Consider the following 17,275-nt stretch of genomic DNA (forward strand, 5'->3'; position numbering starts at 1 on the left):
ACCATAGGGTCGGACGGCGTCATGCGCTACTTGCGGGAAACGTGCGGGGTGCCGGCCGGGGGCGGGGCCGACGGGGTGGCCGACGGCGTGGACGCGGAACCGGCCGGACCGCTGCCGTGCGCGGACGGCGCGTCGTCGTGCCGGCCGAGGCGCTTGTGCCACCAGCGCAGCGCGTGGTCTACGCCGACGCCGAGGATGATCGCGAAGACGACGGCGATTCCGGCGCTCAGCAGCGGATTGTGATGCAGCCAGGGGAAGGAGCTGGCCAGCAGTCCGATGCCGAGCGAGTAGGCCACCCAGGTGACGCAGGCGAAGGCGTCGAGGAGGAAGAACCGGCGGTGCGGGAAGCCCGTTGTACCGGCGACATAGTTGACGGCGACCCGGCCCCAGGGAATGTAGCGGGCGGTGAAAATGAGCACGGCGCCGCGCTTTTCAAGTTCGTACCGGGCCCAGCCGAAGACTCTCTGAACTTTGGGTTTGCGCATCCAGCGGAAGCGCTCGAGGCCGATTTTGCTGCCCAGCAGGTAGGCCATGTTGTCACCGGCGATGGCGCCGATCAGGGCGGTCAGGCCGAGGATCCACAGGTTGGGTAGCCCGCTCTGCCGGGAGAACGCGGCGAGGGCCACAATCAAGGTCTCGCTGGGAACGATCATGGCGAAGCCGTCGACAAAGAAGAACACCAGCAAAAGGGGGTAAATCCACCACTGGCCGGCGGCATGGAGCACGGCCTCACTAATGAACTCCACGCGGGCTGTGCTCCTAGAAAACGAAAGGGTCGGGACGTACCCGGAACGGACTGGGCTGGAACGGAGTGGTTACGGCACCGACGTGACGTGAATCGCACCTAAGTGTCCCACGGGCGGCGCTGCCTGCGCTACGCGCCGAACACTATTATTGCGGCGTTGCCCGAACGTTCCCTGAGACGGGCACCGGCACGGGCCGGGCTCCGGAGTCCGCACAGCGTTTAGCCCTCCGCGGGCGGGACGGACCGGTCCTCGCCGTCGGGCACGAGTTCGCCCGGCGCCCGGCCGCGGACCCGGTTGAGGACGACGTCGACGGCGATGCCGAGGACAACCGCACAGACGATCGCGATGGTGGCGCCCAGCAGGTGGTTGTCTTCGAACCATTGCCCGAAGAACAGCCCGATGGCAACCGAATACGAGGACCACAGCAGGGCCGAGAGTACTGTCAGCCCGACAAAGTGGGAGTGGCGGTAGCCGGTGGCGCCGGCAGTCAGGTTGACCGCTACCCGGCCGATCGGGACGAACCTGGCCACCATGATCAACGAGGCGGGCCGTCTGCGAAGTTCCCGGCCGGCCCAGCGGAAGGCCCGCTGCGCCCGAGGCCGCCGCATCCAGGCCCAGCGTCCGGTTCCGGTGGACCGTCCGATCAGGTAGGCGATGTTGTCGCCGCAAAACGCACCGGCAGCCGCTACGGCCACCAGCAGGACCGGATTCGGCACGTCGGCGGTGGCGGCGACAGCGGCCAGGCCTACCACCACCGATTCGCTGGGCACCGGCGGAAAGAAGCCGTCGATCACGCAGCAGGCGAACACCAGAAGCAGGACCCACGGCTGGCCTGCGGCTGCCAGGATGAAGTCGTTGATTGCCTGCACGGTTTCCTAACGCACGGCGGGGCCCGGTTTCTCCCGGAATCGGTCGTGCCAGTGTACTGCGGCGTCGGTTGGGCGGTTGCCCTATCACTCGGAGCTGCCAAGCCGGGCTTTTGAGGACTCCAAATGATAGGGCAACCGTCGGCCGCCGGCCGGGCGGCGCTGAGCCCGGTTCGGTCCGCCGGCCTACGCGATGCGGTCGATGATGAGCTGCTGCGCCGGGCGGGAGCCCTCGGGGGCGATCACGGCCGCGTGCTCGAGGGCTTCCTTGGCACGCTCGAACTTTTCCGGGGTGTCCGTCAGGAGGGTCATCAGCGGCTCCCCGGCGCGGACCGTCGCGCCGGGTTTGGCGTGCATCCGCACTCCGGCACCGGCTTGGACCTGGTCCTCCTTGCGGGCCCGTCCGGCACCGAGGCGCCACGCCGCGACGCCAACGGCCATCGCGTCGAGTTCCACCAGCACGCCGTCCGCCGGCGCGTAAATGGTTTCCGATTCCCTGGCCACGGGCAGTGCGGCGCGCGGGTCCCCGCCCTGAGCCTCGATCATCCGGTTCCACACGTCCATGGCACGGCCGTCCTTGAGCGCAGCGCGCGGATCGGCGTCGTGCACGCCGGCGCAGGCAAGCATTTCCTCGGCCAGCCGGACCGTCAGTTCGACGACGTCTTCCGGACCGCCGCCGGCAAGCACCTCCACGGACTCCTCCACCTCGATCGCGTTTCCGGCGGTGAGGCCAAGCGGTGTGTTCATGTTGGTCAGCAGCGCGACTGTGTTAACTCCGGCGTCCTTGCCCAGGGCCACCATGGTCTCGGCCAACTCGCGGGCGCGCGCCTCGTCCTTCATGAACGCTCCGCTGCCCACCTTGACGTCCAGCACCAGCGAGCCGGTGCCTTCGGCGATCTTCTTGCTCATGATCGAGGAGGCGATCAGCGGAATGGCCTCCACGGTGCCGGTGACGTCGCGCAGGGCGTACAGCTTCTTGTCGGCCGGGGCCAGGCCGGCGCCGGCAGCGCAGATGACCGCACCGATGTCCTGCAGCTGGGCCAGCATCGCCTCGTTGGTCAGGTCCGCGCGCCAGCCCGGAATGGATTCGAGCTTGTCCAGGGTTCCACCGGTGTGGCCCAGGCCGCGGCCGGACAGCTGGGGCACCGCGACGCCGAACACGGCCACCAGCGGGGCCAGCGGCAAGGTGATCTTGTCCCCCACACCACCGGTAGAGTGCTTGTCCGAGGTGGCTTTCACGCCGCCGTCGGGCCGGCGCAGGCTGGAGAAGTCCATCCGCTCGCCCGAGGCGATCATCGCCGAGGTCCACCGGGAAATCTCGGCCCGGTCCATGCCGTTGAGCAAAATGGCCATGTTGAGGGCCGCCATTTGTTCGTCCGCGATGGCGCCACGGGTGTAGGCATCGATCGTCCAGTCGATCTGGGCGGCGCTGAGCACGCCCTTGTCGCGTTTGACGCGGATGATGTCGACGGCGTCGAATGCTTCAGTGCTGCTGTTGGTCTGGGTCACCGGGTTTCCTCCAGGTGTTGGGGGCCAAATGCGTCGGGAAGCACCTGGTCCATCGTCTTAATGCCCTGCGTGGTCATGAGCTCCATGTCCGGGGCGCGGAATTCGTACAGCAGCTGCCGGCAGCGCCCGCACGGCATCAGCACGGCGCCGCCGGCGTCCACGCAGAAGAAGGCGCGCAGCAGGCCGCCGCCGGTCATGTGCAGGTTGCCGACCAGCGCGCATTCGGCGCAGAGCGTGAGGCCGTAGCTGGCGTTCTCCACGTTGCAGCCGCTGACGATCCGGCCGTCCGCGGTGAGGGCCGCTGCCCCCACCGGGAACTTCGAATACGGCACGTAGGCGTGCTGCATCGCGGCGACGGCCGCGGCCTCGAGGGCTGCCCAGTCGACGCCGGAGCCGGCGCCGTCGCCCGCTTTGGTTGCTTCTTGGCTTTGGTTCTCTTCGGTGGCAGCCACGGTCAGCCCTTCACATACGGGATGCCGCTGGCCGCCGGCGGCCGGGAACGTCCGACGAGGCCGGCGACGGCCAGCACCGTCACGAGGTAGGGAAGCATGGCCATGAACTGGCTCGGGACCGGGGTGCCGATGATCGTGACGATGCTCTGCAGGTTGTCCGCGAACCCGAACAGCAGCGCGGCGAAGAACGCACCGATCGGGTTCCACCGGCCAAAGATCAGGGCCGCCAGGGCGATGAAGCCGCGCCCGCCGGAGATTTCCTTGGTGAAGCTGTCGATCGCGACCAGGGTGAAGAACGAACCGCCGATGCCGGCGATGGCGCCGCCCAGGGTGACGTTCCAGAAACGGGTGGCGTTGACCTTGATGCCCATGGTGTCCGCGGCCTGCGGGTGTTCCCCGACGGCACGGACGCGCAGGCCCCACTTGGTCTTGAACAGCCCCACCCAGACCACGATCACGGCAATGTACATGAGGTAGCCGATCAGGGACTGTTTAAACAGGATCGGACCGATCAGCGGTATGTCGCCCAGGATCGGGATGGTGATCGGGTCCAGGTGTTCGGGCGCGTTGAACTTCGCCTTGTCCGCCTGCATGACGGTGCTGAACAGGAAGCCGGTGACGCCGGAGACCAGCACGTTGAGCACGACCCCGACGATGATCTGGTTGACCACGTACTTGATGCTGAACAGCGCCAGGACCATGGAGACGAGCGCTCCGGCGGCGGCCGCCGCCAGCAGTCCGAGGAAGGGGTTATGCGTCAGGGTCGCGATGATCGCGGCGGTGAAGGCGCCGCCGAGGAGCTGGCCTTCGATCGCGATGTTCACGACGCCGACGCGCTCACAGAGCACGCCCGAGAGGGAGCCAAACACGAGCGGCACGGCGAGGGTCACCGAGCCGGCGATCAGGCCGGCCAGCGAAATGCTGGTGGTGCGGGCGCCGCCGACGACCCAGATCAGGAACGCCGCAACAAACAAGACGATGAAGACGATCGGCACCCAGCCCGGGACCCTCGTGCTTCGCGTTTTGAGCCAGACGGCGTAACCGGCCAGGGCCAGCATCAGCACGGAGAGAACGACGCCGCCCAGGAAGGCCGGAACCTCCAGGGCCGGCAGCTGGAAGAAGTCGGTGCCGGTGGAGATGCCGAACTTCGCGGTCTGGTGCGGGCCCATCAGTCCGAAGAAGATAAACGCGACGACGGCGAGGACGGCCAGGGTGACGGGCACCTTCCAGGTAACCGGCTTCGCGGTGACCGCCGGTGTGTGGGTACCTGCCGCGGCAGTTGCGCCTTGCCGGGGAGCAGGCTGCTTACCCGGCTGGGGCGAGGTTGCTGTTGTGCTCATGCTGCTACTCCGGTGGTTGCTGCCTTCGAGGACGGGGTGGCCTTGGCGGCCTTCTTCTTGCGCGGGTTCAGGCCGAACACCGCCCGCACCAGCGGAGGGGCGGCGATGAAGAGCACGATCAGCGACTGGACCACCAGCACGATGTCGATCGGGGTTCCGGTCTGGATCTGCATCTGGACGGCGCCGGCGCGGAAGGCGCCGAACAGCAGACCCGCGGCGAAGGTGCCCCACGGCGTCGAGCGTCCCAGCAGTGCCACCGTGATGGCGTCGAAGCCGTAGGTGGCGGCGACGCCGTCGGTGAGGACCTTTTCGGTGCCGGCCACCTGCGCGACGCCGGACATGCCGGCCAGTGCGCCCGCGATGGCCATCACCAGGACGGTGGCGCGCCGGACGTCGATGCCGGCGGTGAGGGCGGCCTGCGGGTTGGCGCCGACCGCGCGGAACTCGAAGCCGATGGTCGAGCGGTTCAGCACCCACCAGACGAACACGGTCGCGGCGATGGCCAGCAGGAAGCCCAGGTGCAGCCGGTACTGGGTGCCGAGGATCTGCGGGTAAACGGCGCTGGGATCCAGGATCGGCGAAATCGGGTTCGTCTCTCCCGGCCGCTGGAACGCGGGGGTGTTGAGCAGGTAGCGCAGGAAGTACAGCGCGATGTAGTTGAACATGATGGTCAGGATCACCTCGTGGGCGCCGGTGCGGGCCTTGAGGAACCCGACCAGGCCGGCCCAGAGGGCGCCGCCGACGATGCCGGCGACCAGGACCAGCAGCAGGTGCAGGCCCATCGGCAGGTGCAGGGCGAAGCCGACCCAGGACGCGAGGATGCCGGCGATGATGATCTGGCCCTGCGCGCCGATGTTGAACAGCCCTGCCCGGAAGGCCAGCGCGACGCCGAGGCCGGCGGTGATCAGCGGGGTGGCGATCGTGAGGGTTTCCATCAACGGGGCGAACTGGCCAGCCACGCCGCTGCCGCGCGGGTTGAACACCGAGCCCTGGAACAGCGCTACATAGGAGCGGGTGGCGGCCGACCAGACGGCGGAGAAGAAATCGCTGGGCCGGGCAAACAGGTAGCCCGCGGATGCGCTGACAGCCTTGTCGGTACTGGCGATCAGCAGGCCGCCCAGGATCAGCGCGAGCAGCACGGCCAGCACCGACACCATGCCGCTGCCGGTGAAGATCTTGCGCAGCAGCGAGTCAGGCCCGCCGGGCACCGTGCCGCTCTGGGCCGAGACCGGAACGGCAGAAGGGCGCAGCGCGCCGCCGGCGGTATCCAGCGAGGTGGCGGTCGCCGCGTCAACCTCCGGAGTATCCCTGTCCGCCGCGGCCTGCCCGGGGGTCTGCCCGGGGGTCTGCTCGGTGACGTCCCGCTCGGTCCCGGGCGCGTCCGGCGCCGAGTCGGCCGCGTGGCGGGGCTGGTTGGTTTCAGTCATGGTGCTCTCCTACGGCGCCGGAAACGGACTCCTGCGCGGGCTGGGCGGCGGGCGCGGCAGCGGCTGCGGCTGCGGTTGCCGGGGTCTTGGTGGTGTCTGCGGAGGCCTCGTCCGGGGCGAGTCCGGCCATCATCAGGCCGAGCACGTCACGGCCGGTGCCTGCCGGCACAATGCCGACGAGTTTGCCCTTGTAGAGGACCGCGATCCGGTCCGCCAGCTCAATGACTTCATCGAGTTCGGTGGACACGATCATCACGGGAGTGCCGTGGTCCCGCTCCGCGACGATCCGCTTGTGCAGGAACTCGATGGACCCGACGTCGACGCCGCGGGTCGGCTGGGAAGCGATGAAGAGGCGCAGCGGCCGCGAGAGTTCGCGTGCCATGACGACCTTTTGCTGGTTGCCGCCGGAGAGCGTCCCGGCGGCAAGCGAACCGGACGGGGTGCGGACGTCGAACTCATCGATTCGGGTCTTGGCGTTTTCCAGGACCTTGGCCGGGCTCATGCTGATGCCCTTGGCGAACGGTTCCTGGTCGTAGCGGTCCAGGATCAGGTTTTCGGCAATCGAGAAGGTGCCGATGAGCCCGTCCACCGAGCGGTCTTCGGGGACGAAGCCGACGCCGGCCTTGAGTACCTCCTTGACGCTGCGGCCCAGCAGTTCCTCGCCGTCGAGCAGGACGGAGCCATGGACCCGGTCCTGCAGGCCCAGGATGGCTTCGGTGAGCTCGGTCTGGCCGTTGCCCTGCACTCCCGCGACGGCGAGGATCTCGCCGCGGGCGATGTCGAAGCTGATGCCGTCCACCACGTGCTGGCCGCTGGGGGCGATGACGGTGAGGTCTTTGACCTGGAAGGTGGTCTCCTGCGGCTTGGCCGGCGCCTTGTCGAGGGTCAGGTTGACGGCGCGGCCCACCATCATTGAGGCGAGTTCCGTCGTGGACGCCGTCGGGCTGGCGGTTCCCACGACCTTGCCGCGGCGGATCACCGTGATGGTGTCCGAGACGGCCTTGACCTCGCGCAGCTTGTGCGAAATGAAGACAATCGACGTGCCGTGGCTCTTGAGCTGCCGCATGATGTCCAGCAGCTCGTCGGTGTCCTGGGGCGTCAGCACTGCGGTGGGTTCATCGAGAATGAGCACCTTCGCATCGCGGACCAGGGCCTTGATGATTTCCACCCGCTGCTGGACGCCGACGGGCAGGTCCTCGATCAGCGCGTCCGGGTCGACGTCGAAGCCGTACCGGTCGGAGATCTCCTGGATCTTGCGCCGGGTGTCATCGAGGTTGAGGAATCCGCCGGCCTTGGTGGTTTCCGCTCCCAGCGCGACGTTCTCGGCGACCGTGAAAACCGGTACCAGCATGAAGTGCTGGTGCACCATGCCGATGCCGGCCGCCATGGCATCGCCCGGTCCGCGGAAGCTGACGGGTTTGTCGTCGATGAGGATCTCGCCCTCGGTGGGCTCATACAACCCGTAGAGGACGTTCATCAGCGTGGACTTGCCGGCGCCGTTCTCGCCCAGCAGGCAGTGGATCTGCCCGGGTTCAACCACCACGTCAATGTGGTCGTTGGCTACCAGGGAGCCGAAGCGTTTGGTGATCCCCTTGAGTTCAAGTTTCAAAACTCTGACCAATCTCGAAGTGTGTCCGGGTTACAGCCGGGACGCGGGTGACGGGCTGCAGAACCAGCCTAGTGCCTGCCGCCGGGGCAGGGACCGGGCCGGCGCAACGAAAAGCGCCACAGCCCGTGCGGTCAATGACCGTGCGGGCCGTGGCGCTTTGCGGCGGAAATTAGGCCTTCGGGCTTGCTGCGGATTCGACCTTCAGCTTGCCGGAGGCGATGTCCTTCTTGATCTGGTCCAGCTCGGACTTCAGCTCGGCCGGAACCTGGGAGTCCAGGTCGTGGAACGGAGCCAGCTGCACGCCGTCGTTCGCGAGGGTGCCGACGTACGGCGTGTTGGTGAACTTGCCGTCCTTGTCTTCCTTCACAACGGTTTCCACGGCCTCGCCCATCTGCTTCATCACGGAGGAGAGCATGATGTCCTTGTAGTCCGGGGCGGTGAGGAAGCCGTCGGAGTCAACCCAGATGAGCTTGACGTCCTTGCCTGCTGCCTTCGCTTCCTTCAGGGCCGCGCCGGCACCCTTGCCGACCGGGCCGGCGACGGGCATGACGATGTCCGCGCCCTGGTCAAGGAAGTTCTGGGTGAACTGCTTGCCCTTGTCCTGCTTCTCGAAGTCGCCGGTGAAGGAGCCGTCCTGCTTGGCCTTGTCCCAGCCAAGAACCTTGACGTTCTTGCCCTTCTTCTCGTTGTAGTACTTGACGCCGTCGGCGTAGCCGTCCATGAAAATGGTGACGGTCGGGATCTTGATGCCGCCGAAGGTGGCGACGGTGCCGGTCTTGGTGGCGCCGGCCGCGAGGTAGCCGGCCATGAAGGCGGCCTGGGCAGTGTCGTAGATGATCGGCTTGACGTTGGCGATCGGCTTGTCGTAGCCGAAGTCGATGATCGCGAAGTGCTTGTCCGGGTTCGCCGTGGCCTGGGCCTTGGTGGCGTCGCCGAGGAGGAACCCGACCGTGATGGTCAGGTTGCAGCCGGCGGTGACCATGGCACGGAGGTTGGGCTCAAAGTCGTTGTTCGTCTTCGACTCGACCTGGTTGACCTTGATGCCGAGGTCCTTTTCGGTCTTCTTCAGGCCTTCGTAGGAGGACTGGTTGAATGACTGGTCGTCGAATCCACCGGAGTCGGAGACGATGCAGCCGGTGTAGTTGCTGGCCGACTTGGTGGCGCTGCTGCCGGCGTCCGGGGCAGCCCCGCAGCCGGTGAGCAGCAGTGCAGCCGCCCCAACGGTGGCGACACCTGCCATTGAACCGCGCTTGACGGTGGCGCGCAGTGAGTTCTTCAAAGTTCCTCCAGGAAGAAAGAGATAGGCGCTACGACGGGAGTTCAATGAGTGTCTGCTTCCGGTTTCCCCTGAAACACTGTTGTCACTGACGGATTCGCAGCACTGCGCCGAGGCGCACTGATGGAAGCTACTTTAGTGTCATGGAACACGCCCAGTAACACACTTCACACTCATTGCCCCGATTGTTGAGAACTTGTTACCTAGCAGTACCTCCCTACCAGCGCGAACGGACACTTGAGGCCCCGAAATCCAAGGAAATCAGGGCCTCAACTGTCCGTTCGCGCTTCCGGGGGGACTAGATGCGGACGAGCATCTTTCCGGTGTTGGCGCCGTCGAGCAGGTCCATGAAGGCCTGCGGGGCGTTTTCCAGTCCGTCGACGATCGTTTCGTCGTAGCGGACGGTGCCGTCGGCCAGCCAGCCGGAGAGCGCCTCGACGAACTCGCCCATGTACTTCCAGTAGCCGCCGACCAGGAATCCCTTCAGGGTCAGCTGCTTGCCGATGGCCAGCATGAGGTTCCGCGGCGCCGGCGTCGGCTCGGTGGAGTTGTACTGCGAAATGGCGCCGCACATCGCCACCCGTCCGCCGACGTTCAGCACCGACAGCGCAGCCTCGAGGTGCTCACCGCCGACGTTGTCGAAGTACACGTCAATGCCGTTCTCCCCCGCAGCCTCCTTGAGGAGGTCACGAACCGGGCCGTCGTGGTAGTTGAACGCTGCGTCGAAGCCCAGTTCCAGCAGCCGGGCCACCTTTTCCGGGGTGCCGGCGCTGCCGATCACCCGCGAGGCGCCCATGGCCTTGGCGATCTGGCCCACCAGGGAACCGACAGCGCCGGCCGCTCCGGAGACGAAGACGGCTTCGCCGGGCTTGAACTCGGCAACCTTGAGCAGACCCGCGTAGGCGGTCAGGCCGGTCATCCCGAGCGCGCCGAGGAAGGCCGACGCCGGCGCGAGGTCGGTGCGGGCCGGAGTGGTGGCGGCCGCGTCCAGCACCGCGTACTCACGCCAGCCGAGGCTGTGGACGACGGTATCCCCCACCTTGCGGTCGTCCGCACGGGAGGCGACGACCTCGCCGACGGCCCCGCCTTCCATGGCGGCGTCCAGGGCGAACGGCGCGGAGTAGGACTTCACGTCGTTCATCCGGCCGCGCATGTACGGGTCCACCGAGATGAAGAGGTTGCGGACCAGGACCTGGCCCTCCTGCAGCTCCGGCAGGGCCGATTCGGTGAGCCGGAAGTTTTCCGGTACCGGCCGGCCGTGCGGCCGGGACGCGAGCTGGATTTCCCGGGTGGTGGCGGGAACGGTGGTGTTTTCGGTCTGGGTGCTCATGCGGCGACCTCCAGGATTTTGATGTCTACGGTGATGTTGCCTCGGGTGGCATTGGAGTAAGGGCAGACCTCGTGGGCCTTTGCTACGAGGGCCTCGGCGGTTTCCCGGTCAACGGCGGGAAGGGCGATTTCCAGTTCGGCGGCAATGCCGTAACCGGCGCCGCCGTCCAGGGCGCCGAGGTGGATCTTGGCGGCGACGGCGGAGTCCGTCAGGTCCGCTTTCTGCTGGCGGCCGACCAGGCGCAGGGCCGAATGGAAACAGGCCGCATAGCCGGCGGCGAAGAGCTGTTCGGGGTTGGTTCCCTCCCCCGAGCCGCCCAGCTCCACCGGGCTGGCGAGGGTGACGTTGAGCTTGCCGTCGCTGGTCTGGGCGTTGCCGTCGCGCCCTTCGCCGGAAGCGAGTGCTTCCGCGGTGTAGAGGGGTTTCATGGGAATCCAATCTGTTGGGTACTGAAAGTTTTCGTGCCGCGCGGCCTCGGACGAGTGGCTCAGTGGCTGGCGTGCAGGGCGGCCGTGAGCCGGCTCAGCGTCTCGCGAAGCTGGTCGAGTTCGGCGGCTGAGAGCCCGGCGGCGTCCGCGAGACGCTGCGGGATACCTGCCGCGCGGGCGCTGAGCGCCGATCCCTCCGGGGTCAGGAAGACCTCCACGCGCCGCTCGTCCGCCGCCGACCGCCGTCGTTCGACAAAGCCCAGCGCCTCGAGACGCTTCAGCAGCGGGGACAGCGTCCCCGAATCCAGCCCCAGCTCCTCGCCGAGTTCCCGGACGCTGCGCGGGTTCTCCTCCCACAGCACCATCATCGCGAGGTACTGGGGGTAGGTCAGGCCGAGTTCTTCGAGCATTGGCCGGTACGCGGCCGTCGCGGCGCGGGACGCCGAGTACATGGCGAAGCACACCTGCCGGTCTAGGCGCGGTGCGTCGGAGGGAATGTTCTGGGCCACCCCAAAACCCTAACGCACAATTAGATTGTGCACAACTCAAACCCCCCGGCGTGAGGCCGAACGAACACTTGAGGCCCAGAAATTCCCGATTTCTGGGCCTCAAGTGTTCGTTCGCGCCGGGGTGCGGGGCCGGAAGTGTTCGTTCGCGCCGGGGTGCGGGGCCGGAAGTGTACGTTCGCGCCGGGGTGCGGGGCCGGAAGTGTACGTTCGCGCCGGGGTGCGGGGCCGGAAGTGTACGTTCGCGCGAGAGTGGGGAGGGCCGGCCGGGGTTAGAGGTCGCGGAGGGTGCGGAGGGCCGCTGCGGTGAGCACCCGGATGCCGAGACCCAGGGCCCGCTCGTCCACGATGTAGTCACCGCGGTGCAGGTCGTACTCTTCCCCGCCGGGGGTTTTGGTGCCGAGCCGCATCATCGCGCCGGGAAGGTCGGCGAGGAACCAGGCGAAGTCCTCCCCGCCCATGGACTGGGGGGTCAGCACAACGGAGTTCTCGCTGATCTCGGCGCGGGCGGCGGCTTCGATCAGCGCGGTTTCGTGTTCGGAGTTCACCACCGGCGGCACCCCGCGGGTGTGTTCCAGGTGGACGTCGACGCCGTAGGGCGCGGCGATCTGCTGCACCACCTCGTCGAGGATCTGCCCCGCGCTGTGCCAGGCATCCCGGTCCAGGCAGCGCATGGTGCCGGCCATGTAGCCGCTAGCAGGAATGGCGTTCGGGGCGGAACCGGCCGAGATGTGGCCCCACACCACGGAAACGCCGCTGCGCACATCGACGCGGCGGGACAGCACCGCCGGAACGTTGATCGCGATCTGGGCCAGGGCGAAGACCAGTTCCTCGGTCAGGTGCGGCCGCGAGGTGTGTCCGCCGCGGCCGGTGAGCTCGATCTTGATGGTGTCCGAGGCAGAGGTGATGGCCCCGATCCGGGTGCCGATCTTGCCGACCTCGATCCGCGGATCGCAGTGCAGTGCCAGGATCCGGGGCACGCCTCTCGAGCACGCCCTGCTCGATGCACGCGTGCGCACCGCCGGGCATGGTCTCCTCCGCCGGCTGGAAGATGATCCGCACCGTCCCGCCCAGCGGCGCGGATTCGTGCATCCGCTGCAGGACCAGGGCGATGCCCAGCATCGTGGTGGTGTGCACATCGTGACCGCAGGCGTGGGTGACGCCGTGGTTCTTGGACGCGAAATCCAGTCCGGTCTCTTCGATGATGGGCAGAGCGTCAATGTCCCCGCGCAGCGCGGTGGCGATCGGGCCCTCCCCGACGTCCACGGTCACACCCGTGCCCTCAAGTCGGCGGGGTTTGAGGCCGGCCGCCTCGAGCCGGTGGACGAGCTTGTCCGTGGTGCGGAACTCCTTAAAGGACAGCTCCGGGTGCGCGTGGAGGTCGCGGCGGAAGTCGGTCAGCTCCGGCAGGAGCGGCTCCAGCCACGGCCCCACCAGAGTGGTTGGGTCAGCTTCAGTAGTGTAATTGCGCACACAATCACTGTAGCGAGCGTCGAAAAAATAGCGGCATCGCGTCGGCGCGTTACGGTTCCCGGAGGGGCCCCGCAGGCCGAAGAGCCAAGGCCGCGGGCGCCGGCGTCGGGGCGGCTAAAGGACGTCCGTGTCCCCGCTGGCCTTGAGCGCGTCCACCGCGGCCTTAACCCGCTGCGAGTGCGCCTTGGTGGTCACGAGCAGCGCATCAGGCGTGTCGACGATCACCACGTCCTTAATCCCGATCAGGGCGATGACGCGCTTGGTGTCAGTGACCACCACGCCGCTGGCGTTTTCGGTGAACACGCGGGCGCCGGCGCCGATCACGGTGACCTCGTCGACCTCCTTGGCGCTGTTCAGCCTGCCGACGGAGGCGAAGTCCCCGACGTCGTCCCAGCGGAAGGTGCCGGGCACGACGGCGACGTCCCCGGCGGCCGCGGCCGGCTCGGCGACGGCGTAGTCGATGGCGATTTTCGGCAGGGTGGGCCAGACGCGAGCCGTGACCTCGTCGCGCAGCGGGGTGTCCCAGGCCTTGGCGATCTCCTGCAGCCCGGTGAAGAGCTCCGGCTGGTTCGCCTCCAGGTGCTTGAGCATCAGCGAGACCGGTGCGACGAACATGCCCGCGTTCCAGACGTATTCGCCGCTGTCCACGTACTGCTGGGCGACTTCCTCACTGGGCTTTTCGACGAACTCCACCACGGTGTGGGCGTTCGGGGCGCCGGGAACGCTGAGCGTGTCGCCGGCGCGGATGTAGCCGAAGCCGGTGGACGGGTGCGTGGGCTTGATGCCGATGGTGACGATCTTGCCGGCCGCCGCGGTGTAGATAGCTTCCCTGACGGCCTCCTGGAACAGATCGTCGGGGCTGATGACCTGGTCTGCTGCGAAGGAGCCCATGATGGTGTCCGGGTCGCGCTCGTACAGGATGGCGGCGGCGAGGCCGATGGCCGCGCCGGAATCCTTGGGTTCGCTTTCCAGGACGAGGTCAGCGTCGTGCACCTCCGGCAACTGGCGGCAGACGGCCTCGCGGTGCGCGTTGCCGGTGACAACCAGCATGCGGCTGCCGGCGAGCGGCTCGAGCCGGTCGTAGGTCGCGCGGAGCAAGGTGCTGCCGGACCCGGTGAGGTCATGCAGGAACTTCGGCGCGGCAGCCCGGGACAGCGGCCAGAGCCGGGTCCCCACGCCGCCGGCGGGGATCACCGCAATGAAACGGTCGAGCGGGGAGTCGGCCGCGATCTCCCGGGCCGACTCGTGGCTGGGCACATTGTCTGTAGTCATCAGGGTTACTTTAGCCGAATGCTGCGATTTCGCCCCGGAATCATGACCCCTGATCCTCGGCCGGCGCCAGCGAATGTGGCGTTCGTCTCAAAACCGGCCCAAAACGGCGCCCCGCGCGGGCACCGGCGGGCGGCTGAATTGAATAAGCGCAAACCGAAGCCTAGATTTAGGCTTGAGCTTACGAGTGCTCTCGCAGCAGGCGTTCCCCCCGCGTGGATCCCATGCCAGCGCCGCTGTGTTGCAGGGAGGTTTATTCAGTGCCGACAAAACCAGCTGGCACCTTGTACCGCGGCCGTGAAGGCATGTGGTCCTGGGTAGGACACCGCGTTACCGGTGTAGTGATCTTTTTCTTCTTGTTGGTCCACGTGCTGGACACCTCATTGGTGCGTGTGTCCCCCGAGGCCTACACCGCAGTGATCGGTGCGTACAAGAACCCCCTTATGGCCCTGGGTGAAACGGGCCTCGTCGCAGCGATCGTGTTCCACGCCTTTAACGGCCTGCGCATTATCGCCATCGACTTCTGGAAGAAGGGCGCGAAGTACCAGCGCCAGATGCTGTGGACGGTCCTGGGTCTCTGGGTCGTCGTCATGATCGGCTTCTCCATCCGCCACCTGTCGCTCGCCCTCGGAGGTCACTAGCCATGGATGCAGCACAAATTCAGAGCCCGCGCGCGGCCAAGGTCGGTGCCGGCCGCGTTGCCCCGGAGTACAACCGCAGCGGCGGCTCCAAGGGCAACTTCGAAATGCTGGCATGGCTCTTCATGCGGCTTTCCGGCGTCGTCCTGGTGGTCCTGATCTTTGGCCACCTGACCGTCAACCTCCTGGTGGGCGAAGGCATCCACGCCATCGACTTCGGCTTCGTCGCCGGCAAGTGGGCCGACCCCTTCTGGCAGGTCTGGGACCTCGCCATGCTGTGGCTCGCCATGCTGCACGGCACCAACGGTGTCCGCACGATCATCAACGACTACGCCGAAAAGGACACCACCCGGCGCTGGCTGAAGACGGTTCTCTACGCGGCCGCCGCCGCGATCGTCATCCTCGGCACCCTGGTGATCTTCACGTTCAACCCGTGCCCCGTGGTCAACGGCGTGCAGCTGCCCGGCGGGTTCTGCCCCGCTCCGTAGCGGCCCGGTCCCCCGGGCACCGATCCCCGCCTGCCCGCGCAGGCCCGGATCTGGAGGTTTCACTGTGCAGGCTCCGCCGGCGGTGTTTTAGCGAATTTTGAGAGAAAGAGCATCTGGTATGCAGGTCCACAAATACGATGTCGTCATCGTCGGTGCCGGTGGCGCCGGCATGCGGGCGGCGATCGAATCCGGTCAGCGCGCCCGAACAGCGGTACTGACCAAGCTTTACCCCACGCGCTCCCACACCGGTGCGGCGCAGGGCGGCATGTGCGCCGCCCTGGCCAACGTGGAGGAAGACAACTGGGAGTGGCACACCTTCGACACCATCAAGGGCGGCGACTACCTGGTGGACCAGGACGCCGCCGAGGTGATGGCGAAGGAAGCGATTGACGCCGTCCTGGACCTGGAAAAAATGGGCCTGCCGTTCAACCGCACGCCCGAGGGCCGGATCGACCAGCGCCGCTTCGGCGGCCACACCCGCGACCACGGCAAGGCGCCGGTCCGCCGCGCCTGCTACGCCGCGGACCGCACCGGGCACATGATCCTGCAGACCCTGTACCAAAACTGCGTCAAGCACAACGTCGAGTTCTACAACGAGTACTACGTGCTGGACCTGCTGACCGTCGAAGAGGACGCGGTCCGGGAGGATGGCACCCCCTACAAGCAGAAGCGCGTTGCCGGCGTCGTCTCCTACGACCTTGCCTCGGGCGAGCTGCACGTCTTCCAGGCCAAGTCCGTTGTGTTCGCCTCCGGCGGCGCCGGCAAGGTCTTCAAGACCACCTCCAACGCCCACACCCTGACCGGTGACGGCATGGGCATCGCGTTCCGCCGCGGCATCCCGCTGGAGGACATGGAGTTCTTCCAGTTCCACCCGACCGGCCTGGCCGGCCTGGGCATCCTGCTCTCCGAAGCGGCCCGCGGTGAGGGCGCGATCCTGCGTAACTCCGAGGGCGAGCGCTTCATGGAGCGCTACGCCCCCACCATCAAGGACCTCGCCCCGCGTGACATCGTGGCCCGGTCGATGGCCAACGAGGTCCGTGAGGGCCGCGGCTGCGGCCCGAACAAGGACTACGTCCTGCTGGACCTGACCCACCTGGAGCCGGCGCACATCGACGCCAAGCTGCCGGACATCACCGAGTTCGCCCGCACCTACCTGGGTGTGGAGCCCTACACGGAGCCGGTTCCGGTCTTCCCGACGGCGCACTACGCCATGGGCGGCATTCCCACGAACATCAGCGCCGAGGTCCTGCAGGACAACGACACGATCATCCCGGGCCTCTACGCCGCCGGTGAAGTCGCCTGCGTCTCCGTGCACGGGTCCAACCGCCTGGGCACCAACTCGCTGCTGGACATCAACGTGTTCGGCAAGCGCGCCGGCGTCGCCGCCGCCGAGTACGCGAAGACCGCGGACTACGTCGAACTGCCGGCTGATCCCGAGGCGTACACGCTGAACCTGCTGGACCACGTCCGCACCGCCAACGGCACCGAGAAGGTCGCGCAGATCCGCAAGGAACTGCAGGACACCATGGATGCCAACATGCAGGTGTTCCGCACCGCCGAGACACTGAACCAGGTCCTGACGGACATCGCTTCCTTCGAGGAGCGGTACCAGCGGATCAGCGTCCAGGACAAGGGCAAGCGGTTCAACCTGGACCTGCTCGAGGCCGTGGAACTGGGCTTCCTGCTGGAGCTCGCCAAGGTCATGACCGTGGCGGCCCTGCACCGCGAGGAATCGCGCGGCGGACACTTCCGCGAGGATTTCCCCGAGCGCGACGACGAAAAATTCATGAAGCACTCCATGGCGTACAAGGATGAGCACGCTCCTGCGGATGGTTCCGCGGAGGCGATTGCCGGCATCCGGCTTGCCACCAAACCGGTGGTCTTTACGCGCTACGAGCCGATGGTGAGGAAGTACTAA

General features: G+C 67.0%; 15 protein-coding genes and 1 pseudogene. 3 read left to right on the forward strand and 13 right to left on the reverse strand.

Going from position 1 to position 17,275, the window contains the following annotated elements; genetic code table 11:
• Window positions 1–26: 26 nt before the first annotated feature.
• The 13 genes and pseudogenes from QFZ61_RS16150 to QFZ61_RS16210 all read right to left on the reverse strand — a co-directional run bounded on the left by QFZ61_RS16150 (window position 27) and on the right by QFZ61_RS16210 (window position 14,234).
• Complete coding sequence (locus QFZ61_RS16150; RefSeq protein WP_307037727.1) at window positions 27–746, reverse strand: DedA family protein; 720 nt, start codon at window positions 744–746, stop codon at window positions 27–29.
• A 218-nt stretch (window positions 747–964) separates the two neighbouring features.
• Entirely contained in the window at window positions 965–1,615 is a 651-nt protein-coding gene (locus QFZ61_RS16155) for a DedA family protein (RefSeq protein WP_307037729.1), read from the reverse strand.
• Window positions 1,616–1,798: 183 nt separating this feature from the next.
• On the reverse strand, window positions 1,799–3,121 hold the full coding sequence (locus tag QFZ61_RS16160) for a thymidine phosphorylase (RefSeq protein ID WP_307037731.1): 1,323 nt from the start codon (window positions 3,119–3,121) through the stop codon (window positions 1,799–1,801).
• On the reverse strand, window positions 3,118–3,573 hold the full coding sequence (locus QFZ61_RS16165; RefSeq protein ID WP_307037732.1) for a cytidine deaminase: 456 nt from the start codon (window positions 3,571–3,573) through the stop codon (window positions 3,118–3,120). The genes QFZ61_RS16160 and QFZ61_RS16165 overlap by 4 nt, the downstream gene beginning before the upstream one ends.
• 2 nt (window positions 3,574–3,575) lie before the next feature.
• Window positions 3,576–4,913 (reverse strand): ABC transporter permease, encoded by a 1,338-nt coding sequence (locus tag QFZ61_RS16170; RefSeq protein WP_307037735.1) that lies wholly within the window; start codon window positions 4,911–4,913, stop codon window positions 3,576–3,578.
• Window positions 4,910–6,340 (reverse strand): ABC transporter permease, encoded by a 1,431-nt coding sequence (locus QFZ61_RS16175; protein ID WP_307037737.1) that lies wholly within the window; start codon window positions 6,338–6,340, stop codon window positions 4,910–4,912. Before QFZ61_RS16175 ends, QFZ61_RS16170 begins: the two co-directional genes overlap by 4 nt.
• A complete protein-coding gene (locus QFZ61_RS16180; RefSeq protein ID WP_307037739.1) occupies window positions 6,333–7,949 on the reverse strand; it encodes an ABC transporter ATP-binding protein in 1,617 nt (538 codons plus the stop codon). Before QFZ61_RS16180 ends, QFZ61_RS16175 begins: the two co-directional genes overlap by 8 nt.
• A gap of 169 nt (window positions 7,950–8,118) precedes the next feature.
• Entirely contained in the window at window positions 8,119–9,189 is a 1,071-nt protein-coding gene (locus QFZ61_RS16185; RefSeq protein WP_307038275.1) for a BMP family protein, read from the reverse strand.
• 334 nt (window positions 9,190–9,523) lie between these two features.
• Complete coding sequence (locus tag QFZ61_RS16190) at window positions 9,524–10,555, reverse strand: NADP-dependent oxidoreductase (RefSeq protein WP_307037742.1); 1,032 nt, start codon at window positions 10,553–10,555, stop codon at window positions 9,524–9,526.
• Window positions 10,552–10,983, reverse strand: coding sequence for an organic hydroperoxide resistance protein (locus tag QFZ61_RS16195; protein WP_307037745.1), 432 nt, complete (start codon window positions 10,981–10,983; stop codon window positions 10,552–10,554). The genes QFZ61_RS16190 and QFZ61_RS16195 overlap by 4 nt, the downstream gene beginning before the upstream one ends.
• A gap of 59 nt (window positions 10,984–11,042) precedes the next feature.
• A complete protein-coding gene (locus QFZ61_RS16200; protein WP_307038277.1) occupies window positions 11,043–11,435 on the reverse strand; it encodes a MarR family winged helix-turn-helix transcriptional regulator in 393 nt (130 codons plus the stop codon).
• A 326-nt stretch (window positions 11,436–11,761) separates the two neighbouring features.
• Window positions 11,762–12,851 (reverse strand): annotated as a pseudogene (locus QFZ61_RS16205) (amidohydrolase).
• 225 nt (window positions 12,852–13,076) lie between these two features.
• Window positions 13,077–14,234, reverse strand: a complete 1,158-nt coding sequence (locus QFZ61_RS16210; protein WP_307037747.1) for a mannose-1-phosphate guanylyltransferase — start codon at window positions 14,232–14,234, stop codon at window positions 13,077–13,079.
• Window positions 14,235–14,491: 257 nt separating this feature from the next.
• Here QFZ61_RS16210 and sdhC point away from each other — a divergent pair, with 257 nt between their 5' ends.
• The 3 genes from sdhC to sdhA all read left to right on the forward strand — a co-directional run bounded on the left by sdhC (window position 14,492) and on the right by sdhA (window position 17,275).
• Window positions 14,492–14,872, forward strand: coding sequence for a succinate dehydrogenase, cytochrome b556 subunit (sdhC, locus tag QFZ61_RS16215; protein ID WP_307037749.1), 381 nt, complete (start codon window positions 14,492–14,494; stop codon window positions 14,870–14,872).
• A gap of 2 nt (window positions 14,873–14,874) precedes the next feature.
• Entirely contained in the window at window positions 14,875–15,357 is a 483-nt protein-coding gene (locus tag QFZ61_RS16220; RefSeq protein ID WP_307037752.1) for a succinate dehydrogenase hydrophobic membrane anchor subunit, read from the forward strand.
• 118 nt (window positions 15,358–15,475) lie between these two features.
• Window positions 15,476–17,275 (forward strand): succinate dehydrogenase flavoprotein subunit, encoded by a 1,800-nt coding sequence (sdhA, locus tag QFZ61_RS16225; RefSeq protein ID WP_307037754.1) that lies wholly within the window; start codon window positions 15,476–15,478, stop codon window positions 17,273–17,275.

This window comes from Arthrobacter sp. B3I4 (assembly GCF_030816855.1).
Lineage (GTDB): Bacteria > Actinomycetota > Actinomycetes > Actinomycetales > Micrococcaceae > Arthrobacter.